At 70.7% G+C, this 8,802-nt stretch carries 9 protein-coding genes and 1 tRNA gene; 5 read left to right on the forward strand and 5 right to left on the reverse strand.

The features are described 5' to 3' along the window. Positions 1-291 precede the first annotated feature (291 nt). From BGN97_RS00660 to BGN97_RS00670, 3 genes are read left to right on the forward strand one after another with little or no spacing between them, the layout of a single operon-like run. Positions 292-1,449 (forward strand): Ig-like domain-containing protein, encoded by a 1,158-nt coding sequence (locus BGN97_RS00660; protein WP_292697140.1) that lies wholly within the window; start codon positions 292-294, stop codon positions 1,447-1,449. A gap of 50 nt (positions 1,450-1,499) precedes the next feature. Then, positions 1,500-2,210 (forward strand): response regulator transcription factor, encoded by a 711-nt coding sequence (locus BGN97_RS00665; protein ID WP_292697142.1) that lies wholly within the window; start codon positions 1,500-1,502, stop codon positions 2,208-2,210. After that, on the forward strand, positions 2,203-3,432 hold the full coding sequence (locus BGN97_RS00670) for a HAMP domain-containing sensor histidine kinase (protein ID WP_292697144.1): 1,230 nt from the start codon (positions 2,203-2,205) through the stop codon (positions 3,430-3,432). Before BGN97_RS00665 ends, BGN97_RS00670 begins: the two co-directional genes overlap by 8 nt. Before the next feature lie 62 nt (positions 3,433-3,494). Here BGN97_RS00670 and BGN97_RS00675 read toward each other — a convergent pair whose 3' ends face one another. From BGN97_RS00675 to BGN97_RS00690, 4 genes are read right to left on the reverse strand one after another with little or no spacing between them, the layout of a single operon-like run. Next, the gene (locus tag BGN97_RS00675) at positions 3,495-4,163 is read right to left on the reverse strand and encodes a response regulator transcription factor (protein WP_292697146.1); all 669 of its coding nucleotides are present in this window, start codon (positions 4,161-4,163) and stop codon (positions 3,495-3,497) included. Further along, a complete protein-coding gene (locus BGN97_RS00680) occupies positions 4,160-5,431 on the reverse strand; it encodes a sensor histidine kinase (RefSeq protein WP_292697148.1) in 1,272 nt (423 codons plus the stop codon). Before BGN97_RS00680 ends, BGN97_RS00675 begins: the two co-directional genes overlap by 4 nt. Before the next feature lie 23 nt (positions 5,432-5,454). Then, entirely contained in the window at positions 5,455-6,264 is an 810-nt protein-coding gene (locus BGN97_RS00685) for an ABC transporter permease (protein WP_292697150.1), read from the reverse strand. Next, positions 6,261-7,205, reverse strand: coding sequence for an ABC transporter ATP-binding protein (locus BGN97_RS00690; protein WP_292697152.1), 945 nt, complete (start codon positions 7,203-7,205; stop codon positions 6,261-6,263). The genes BGN97_RS00685 and BGN97_RS00690 overlap by 4 nt, the downstream gene beginning before the upstream one ends. 238 nt (positions 7,206-7,443) lie before the next feature. Here BGN97_RS00690 and BGN97_RS00695 point away from each other — a divergent pair. Next, positions 7,444-7,514 (forward strand) — tRNA-Gly (locus tag BGN97_RS00695). A 39-nt stretch (positions 7,515-7,553) separates the two neighbouring features. On the opposite strand, the gene BGN97_RS00700 is transcribed toward BGN97_RS00695, so the two are convergent. Continuing rightward, a complete protein-coding gene (locus BGN97_RS00700; RefSeq protein ID WP_292697154.1) occupies positions 7,554-8,195 on the reverse strand; it encodes a LysE family translocator in 642 nt (213 codons plus the stop codon). Positions 8,196-8,247: 52 nt separating this feature from the next. On the opposite strand from BGN97_RS00700, the gene BGN97_RS00705 reads away from it, so the two are divergent. Next, positions 8,248-8,706: a phage tail protein gene (locus BGN97_RS00705; protein ID WP_292697156.1), complete on the forward strand. Its 459-nt coding sequence runs from the start codon at positions 8,248-8,250 to the stop codon at positions 8,704-8,706. Positions 8,707-8,802: the final 96 nt, after the last annotated feature.

The raw sequence follows: 8,802 nt of genomic DNA on the forward strand, positions 1-8,802 counted from the left end.
CGCGTTCATCGCCCTGCTGTTCCTGCGTGACCTCATGAGGGGGCTGCGAGAGAACCGGCCGCGACGGCGAGACGCAGCATCCGAGCCGGCGACGACGGCGGCATCCACCGCCGTGGTCCTCGAGACCACCGCCACCTCGTGACCGGCCGCTGCCGACAAGCAGCCCCGACACGACAGAAACAGTCCCGACGCCGTCGCGTCGGGACTGTGTCCGCGTTGAGGCACGCCTGTAGCCGGGCTGTAACCGGCCGCCTCGTAGCGTCGTGAGTACGACAAGGAAGGAGAGCAGCGATGATCGGCACCGCATTGCGCAACACGGCCCTGGCCGCGCTGGCGTGCATCCTCATCGCCGCGTCCGCACTGAATGAGGGCGGCTTCTCCACCGCCGCGTACACGTCGCAGTCCTCGAATGCCGTCAGCACGGCATCCGCCGCCGTCGACTGGACCCCGCCGACGGTCTCGCTGACAGATCCGGGGGCGATGCTCAAGGGATCGGTGACCGTCGTCGCGAACGCGACCGACGCCGACACCGGGGTGGCCGGCGTGACGCTGCAGATGCAGGCGACGGGCGCCGCGGCGTGGACGCCCCTGTGCACGGCCACCGCCGCGCCGTACCGCTGCACGTGGAACACCGCTGCTGTCGCCGACGGCCCCTACGACCTGCGCGCCGTGGCGACCGACCGATCGGGCAACTCCGCCGTCTCGACGGTCGTGCGCACCTTCGTCGGCAACTCCTTCGGGGTCACACTCGCTGATCCCGGACAGGTCCTGCGCGGCCCGGTGAATCTCACGGCGAATCTGCGCAACGCCTCCGCACTCGCCATATACACGATCCGGTTCGAGTACTCCGCGGCCGGCACCGGACAGTGGAGCACCGCCGCCAGCTGCACGAGCTTCCTGAGCGCATCGGGCTGCTCCGCCTCCTGGCAGACGACCTCGATCGCCAGCGGCGTCTACGACCTGCGGACGACGGCCACCCCGCTGCTCGGCTCCACCGTCTACTCACCCGTGGTCTCCGGCGTGATCGTCGACAACACGCCGCCAGTCGTGACCATGACCGATCCCGGCACTCCGCTGAGCGGCACGGTGACCCTCGCGGCATCCGCAGTCGACCCGCACTCGGGCATCGCGTCGGTAGTCATCCAGTACGCGCCGAACGGCACGTCGAGCTGGACCACCGCCTGCACGATCACGCAGGCGCCGTACAGCTGCCGGTTCGCGACCACCTCACTCCCCCGCGGCATGTACTCGTTCCGCGCCATCGCGACCGATGTCGGCGGCAACACCGCCACCTCCGCGGTCGTCTCGAACCGCCGGATCGACGAGACGACGGCGAAGGCCGCAGCGATGAGCACGGGCACCACCCTCACCGCCCCCGCGACTGAGCCGGCACCGGCGACGCCGACGCCGACGGTCGCACCCGCGGATGCCCAGGAGGAGGGATTCTGATGATGCACACCGGCATATCGGATGACGACGACCTTGATAGCCTCGACCACGTGGGACGACACATCCTGGTCGTGGAGGACGACGACGGCATCGCGGTGCCGCTGATGCGCACGCTCGACCGCGAGGGATACGTGGTCGAGCGCGTCGCCGAGGGCGCGGCCGCGCTCGAGCGCGCGGGCGATGACGTCGATCTGGTCGTGCTCGATCTGGGACTGCCCGACATGGACGGCCTGGACGTGTGCCGGCGTCTGCGCGAGCAGGACTTCGCGGGAGGCATCGTCATCCTCACGGCACGCGACGGCGAGCTGGACCGCGTGGTCGGCCTGGATGTCGGAGCGGACGACTACATCGCCAAGCCGTTCGCGCTGGCCGAGCTGCTCGCGCGGCTGCGCGCGCTGCTGCGCCGCGCGGGTGCGGTCGCGAAGGAGAAGCCGGCGGATGCCGTGTGTGCCGCGCCCCAGGCATCCGCTCTGCTGGTGGACGTCGAGTCCCGCCGTGCCACGACAGCCGGGCGGGAGGTGCCGCTGAGCACCAAGGAGTTCGATCTGCTCGCCCAGCTCGACGCGCGCCGGGGAGTCGTCGTCACGCGCGAGCGGCTGATGGACGAGGTGTGGGACGAGAACTGGTTCGGTTCGACGAAGACCCTCGACGTGACGATCGCCCGGCTGCGGCAGAAGCTGGAGGAGTCCGGCGCCGACGTGCGGATCACCACGCTGCGCGGAGTGGGCTTCCGTCTCGACGAGGCCGCGCCGGATGCGTAGACGGCTGATCGTCGCCTTCGTCAGCATGGCGGTGATGATCATCGCCCTGTACGGCGTCCCGCGCGCCGTCATGACGGCGGAGCTCGTGCAGTCCTCTCAGGCTCAGCGCGTCGATCGGATGGCCGTCCTGCTCTCGGCACTGGTGTCCGAACGCGAGCGCGTCGGCCCTGTGACGCCCGACCTGTTCGAGGCACTGCTGCGCCCGGAGGACGGCGTCACCTATGTCGACGCCGACGGAGACACGGTGCGGTTCGGCGGGAGCACGGACGCCGATGATCTGCGGAAGACCGTGGATGTGAAGGGCGGCGGCACCCTCACGGTGACGCGCTCGGGCAGCTACGTCACGCAGCTGGTCAGCGACGCGGTGACGCCCGTCATCCTGATCGGCGTCGTGCTGCTGTTCGTCTCGGTGCTCGGCGCGATCCTGCTCGGGCGCAACCTCTCGCGACCGTTCGTCAAGCTCGCCGGCACCGCGCGCGAGCTCGGCACCGGTGGCCTGAGCCCGGAGCCCGAGAAGTACCGTTTCCCCGAGGCCGCCGCCATCGATCGGGCGCTGCGCGACAGCGCCGACACCCTCGAGCGCCGCATCCGCCGCGAGCACGAGTTCGCCGCCAACGCCTCTCACCAGCTGCGCACCCCGATCACGGCCGTGCGGCTGGAGCTGGAGGACCTGTCGCTGTGGGGCGAGACGCCGCCGGTCGTGCGGGCGCAGCTCGAGCACGCCGTGCAGGAGATCGACCGGCTCGCCGATGCCATCACGCAGCTGCTGGCGATGGCCCGTGGCGAGGCGGCGGCGGCATCGCCCTCCGCACCTCTGGAGCAGACGATCCGTGACGCAGCGGAGCGGTGGCGGCAGCAGGCGAACGCGACCGGTCGCAGCATCCGCACGGGCGAGTTCGACGGCGGGCTCGGCTGGGCGCCCGCCGCGGCGTCGCAGATCCTCGACGTGCTGCTGCACAACGCGATCAAGCACGGCCGCGGTGCCATCACGATCGATGCCGTGCGGCGCGCCGAGTACGTCACCGTGCAGGTGGCCGATGAGGGCCCACGGCCCAGCGGGAACTCGATCTTCCAGCGCCGGCCGGAGCAGCGCACCGCCACCTCCGGTGAGGGCATCGGCCTGGCGCTGTCGGCGGAACTCGCGGAGTCGCTCGGCGGGCACCTGCTGCTCGAGGGCGACGAGACCACCCGTTTCTCGCTGATCCTCCCCGCACGCGCCTGACCACGGGCTGGCGGCCCCGCGCGGAGCCCGGCGCCATGTCCCTGTCCTGCGAGCACGGTGGCTCAGGCTGTGCCGGCGAGCCCCCACTCATAGGCCAGGATCACGACGTGCACGCGATCGCGGGCATCCAGCTTCGCCAGCACCCGCCCGACATGCGTCTTCACGGTCGACTCGCTGAGGAAGAGGCGCTCGGCGATCTCGATGTTGCTCAGGCCCTGCGCGATGGCGTGGAACACGTCGCGCTCACGCTCGGTGAGCTCGGCGAGGGGATCGGATGCCGCCGGCCGAGCGGCCTCGCCGAGGTGCGGGGCGAGCTGATCGAGCAGCGCCCGCGTCGCCCGGGGAGCCAGGGCGCCGTCGCCGCGGTGCACGGCGCGCACGGCGGCGACCAGCTCGGTGCGCTCGGCATCCTTCAGCAGGAACCCGCTGGCCCCGGCGCGGATCGCGCCGAACGCGTACTCGTCCAGGTCGAACGTCGTCAGCACGAGCACCCGGACCGACGGATGCCGCTGCACGATCTCCGCGGTCGCGGCGATGCCGTCCATGCCCGGCATCCGCACGTCCATCAGCACCACATCAGGCGCGAGCGCGGCGGTCTGCGCAAGAGCCGTACCGCCGTCGCCGGCCTCGCCGACCACCACGATGTCGGGCTCGGCCTCGAGCACCAGACGGAAGCCGATGCGGATGAGCGCCTGGTCGTCGACGAGCAGCACGCGGATCGGGTCGGTCATGATTCCTCCTGCGAAATCTCCTGGATCTCCGAGTCCGCCGAAGGACCGGGGGCGATGTGCGGCAGCTCGGCGCGCAGCATCCAACGCCCTCCCCCGGCCGGAGCGGAGACGAGGATGCCGCCGAGCAGCGCGGCGCGCTCCGCGAGTCCGCGGAGACCGAAGCCGCCCTCGGCAGCAGCATCCGCGGCACCGTCGTTGACGATCTCGACGATGATCGGTGCGGCGTCGTAGTCGATGCGCACGTCGATGGCGTGCGTCGTGGGGGCGTGCCGCATGGCGTTGGTGACGCCCTCCTGCACGATGCGGCCGATCGCGAACCGCAAGGCCGGGGCGGTGTCGGGTTCGCCCTTGACGGCGAGGGACGCGGTGAAGCCGGCGGTCCGTGCGGCGGCAACGGTGTCTGCGGGGCTCGCGGGCTCGAGCGGGGCGAGCGGGGCATCCGCATCGCCGTCGCGCAGCACGCCCAGCATGGAGCGCATCTCGGCGAGCGCGTTGCGCGCGGTGGTGGCGGCGGCCGCCGAGGCATCCCGCGCCCGATCCCGATCGGGGGTCGCGGCGGCGCCCTCCGAGAGCGCGACGACGACGGTCAGCGAGTGCGACACGATGTCGTGCATCTCGCGGGCGATCCGCTCGCGCTCGGCGGCGGCGGCCAGCTGGGCCTGCTGATCGCGCTCGACGAGCAGCTGGCGCGAGCGGTCGATGATCGCCTCGACGTAGCGCTTGCGGTTGCCGACGTTGATGCCGATCAGGGTCGCGATCAGGCCGGGCACGGCGACGGACAGCGCCGTGTTGACCGCGGCCTGCAGGTCGATGCCACCGAACCCGAGCCACGCGAACGCGAGACCGCTGACGACGAGGGTGCCGGCGCCCAGGCCGATCCACGCGGCTCGCACCGAGCGGTACACCGCGAGCGCGTACAGCGCGAGGGCGAACAGCGGTGCGCCCGCCGACCGCATGACGAACAGCAGCGTCACGTCGGTGGCGATCGCCGCGACCAGGACCGCGACCGGCCAGCGGCGCCGCCACACCAGCAGCACGCTGGATCCGGTCACCATCAGCACCGCGACCACCACCTCCGCAGGCGGTGCCGGCGGCGTGCCGGGCGCGGGGATCGTGCTGGTGCCCACCGAGACGAGCAGACAGAGCACGGCGATGAGGATGTCGGCGAACAGCGGATGCCGCGCCCAGAACCGACGGATCACGCCGGGCGGACGCGGCAGCCGCAGCTCCTCGTCCCGGGGGACGGCGGAGCTGCGGCTGGGGGTCACGCTGTCGACTCTACGTGCGCGGGTCACACATCCCGTCCGCGCACGACGGCCCAGGCTGCCAGCAGGGCGGCGGCGGGCCACGCGGCGAGCGTCACCCAGCCCTCGGGCACGGTGAGCGCGGCGCCGTCGAACGGCAGGATCACGTTCTGCGTGGCGGCGGCCGGGAGGTAGTTGCCCAGGTTCGTGATCCACTCCACGTCGTGCAGCCACATCCCGAGCATCGAGACGATGATCGGCAGCACGAACAGGATGCCGACGGTCACGGCGATCGCACCGGCGCCGGAGCGCAGCAGGAAGCCGAGGCCGACGCCGAGGAGGGCGAACAGCGCCATGGTGGCGGACGCCGCGAGAATCGGCACGATCGTCTTGGACGGGTCGGACCAGTCCAGGGCGATGTCCTTGGAGGCGGCGAGCGGGCTGATGCCCACAGCTGCGATCCCGAAGATGATCAGCGACACGACGAACATGAAGGCGCCGAGCACGACGGCCTTGGCGGCGAGCACGGAGCCGCGCACGGGATCGGCCGTGAAGGTGGAGCGGATCATGCCCGTGGAGTACTCGCCGGTCACGGAGATGACTCCGAGGATGCCGGCGAGCATCATCGTGAACTGCACGGGCGAGACGACCGCCATCACCATGTTGTCGACCGGAGCCGACATCGCGGAGGTCGCGATGAATGCGATGCCGATGGTGATCGCCGCGACGATCACGACCGACCACCACGTGCCGCGGACGGTGACCAGCTTGATGAACTCGCTGCGCAGCTGGCGCACGAAGCTCAGCCGGCCGGCAGGAGCGGGGATGTGGGTGGCGCGAGCCTGGATCGCGGTCATGCGAGTGCTCCTTCGAGCGGGGCGTCCGTGTGCGGGACGGCGCGGGTGCGGTATTCGACGGAGTCGCCGGTGAGGGCGAGGTAGGCGTCCTCCAGCGAGCCGCTGGTCGGGGTGAGCTCGTGCACCGGTATGCCGCGCTCGGCGGCGATGTCGCCGATGCGGGAGGCGGGCAGTCCGGTCACGTCGAGCGTGAACGGATCGGCGGTGACGATCTCGACGTCGCGCCCGGCGACGGCATCCGCCAGTTCCGCTGCCCTCGGGCTGCGGACGTGCACGCGGGCGGTGGTCCAGGCCCGCACGAGGTCGGGCAGGGCCGCGTCGGCGAGCACCTTGCCGCGGCCGAGCACGATCACGTGGTCGGCGGTCTGCGCCATCTCGCTCATCAGGTGGCTGGAGAGCAGCACGGTGCGCCCCTCGGATGCCGCGTGGCGCACGAATTCGCGAACCCAGCGCACGCCCTCGGGGTCGAGGCCGTTGACCGGCTCGTCGAGGATGAGCGTGTGCGGGTCGCCGAGCAGGGCCGCCGCGATGCCGAGGCGCTGTCCCATGCCGAGCGAGAAGCCGCCGGCGCGCTTGCGGGCGACCGAGCCGATGCCGGTGATGTCGATCACCTCGTCGACGCGGGAGTTCGGGATGCCGTGGGTGGCGGCCATCGCGCGCAGGTGGTTGCGGGCGCTCCTTCCGGTGTGGACCGCCTTGGCGTCCAGCAGCACGCCCACCTCGGTGAGCGGTGCCCTGAGCTTGCGGTAGTCCTGCCCGTTGATGGTCACCCGGCCCGTCGTGGGCCGGTCCAGGCCCACGATCATGCGCATGGTGGTGGACTTGCCCGCGCCGTTCGGCCCCAGGAATCCCGTGACGCTCCCCGGCCGCACCGTGAAGGACACGTCGTCCACGGCGACCTTGTCTCCGTACCTCTTCCCGAGGCCCTCTGCTGTGATCATGTCTTCGACGCTATTTCGGCGGATGCCTCTGCCGCGTCCGCCTGGAGGATGAACCTGTGCGGGGGCCATGGCACTTTGGTGCCATGGACCCCCGTATGCCGTCATAACTTCGGAGATCTGCAGTATCTCGGAGACTTTCCGCCGCAGGCATCCGCGATTTGTGCACTTCTCCGCGATCCTGCCGCGTGCGGATGGGGCTGCAGGGTTTGTTATGCTGGCCAGGCGCCGCAAGGCGTGCGGGGCTGTAGTTCAATGGCAGAACTTCTGCTTCCCAAGCAGACAGCGCGGGTTCGATTCCCGTCAGCCCCTCCGTCTGAAGGCCTCCACCGACGTGGGGGCCTTCTTCCGTCAGTGCGGGAATGCCGCCAGCTTCGCGCCGAAACCGATGAGCACCGTGCCGGTGATCCGGTCGATGATCCGCACCGCGCGCGGGTTGCGCAGCCAGCGCGAGACGACGGCCGTCGCGAGGATGATCGCGGTGAACCAGACGATCGACAGCAGCGCGTGCACCGCGGCGAGCGCCACGCCCATCAGCGCCGGCGAGGTGCCGTGCGGGATGAACTGCGGGATCGTGGCCAGGTAGAACACGCCCACCTTCGGGTTGAGCAGGTTGGTCCCGAAACCGGTGAGCCATGCTCGGCCGAGGGAATCGGATGCCCGGGAGACAGGCAGTCCGTGGCCACCGGCATCCGCTCCTCGTCGGAACGACTTCCAGATCAGCGACCCGCCCAGCCAGACCATGTAGGCGGCTCCGGCCAGCGTCAGCACGCGATAGGCGATCTCGGATGCTGCCAGCAGGGCCGACGCTCCGATCGCGGCCGCCACGCCCCAGACCAGCGCGCCGCAGCAGATGCCGAACGCCGTCGCATACCCGTACCGGTGACCGCGGGTCAGGGCGCCGCGCAGCACGAGCGAGGTGTCGATGCCGGGGACGATCGTCAGCAGGGCCGCCACGAGCGCGAAGGCGAAGAGCGGCTGCGCCTGGATCACGGATCGATCCTAATTCTGCCGTGGCGACCGCCCGCCGGTATAGCGTTGCCCCATGTCGTACGTCGTCGATTTCACCACCGTGTCCACCGTCGGGCTGGAGTCCTCACCGGTCGTCGAGGCGCTGGCCGGTCTCCGAGCCAACGAGGCGCGCTACTTCCACAACAAGTACGACATCGACTTCACCACCGAGCCGGCAGAGGGCACCGACACCCTCGCGTGGGTCACGAAGATCCTCGCCGACGAGCGCGGCATCGTCATCTCCTCCCCCGCCCTCGAGGTCGCCGAGCCGCCGGTCCCGGGCATCCGCTGGGCGTACGTCTTCTACGAATCGGGCCTGGCGATCAACGTGCTCTACGAGCTGGCCGAAGGCGGCAAGCGCGCCGTGGGCTTCAAGCTGTCCGACGGCATGGAGGTGCCCGACGAACTCGGCGCATTCAAGTTCGCGCGGCAGAGGTCCAAGCTCGCCGGAACCATCCGCGGCTCGTACTTCGTGATCAAGGGCGAGTACTGAGCGGCTGCGACGCTACTCCGGCATCACCCAGAACGACGCGTCCCGTGGGCGCAGCGCGACGTGCTCGGTCGAGACGAGCCCTGCCCCGGATGCCGC

It is taken from the genome of Microbacterium sp. 69-10, from assembly GCF_001897945.1.
Classification (GTDB): Bacteria; Actinomycetota; Actinomycetes; order Actinomycetales; family Microbacteriaceae; genus Microbacterium.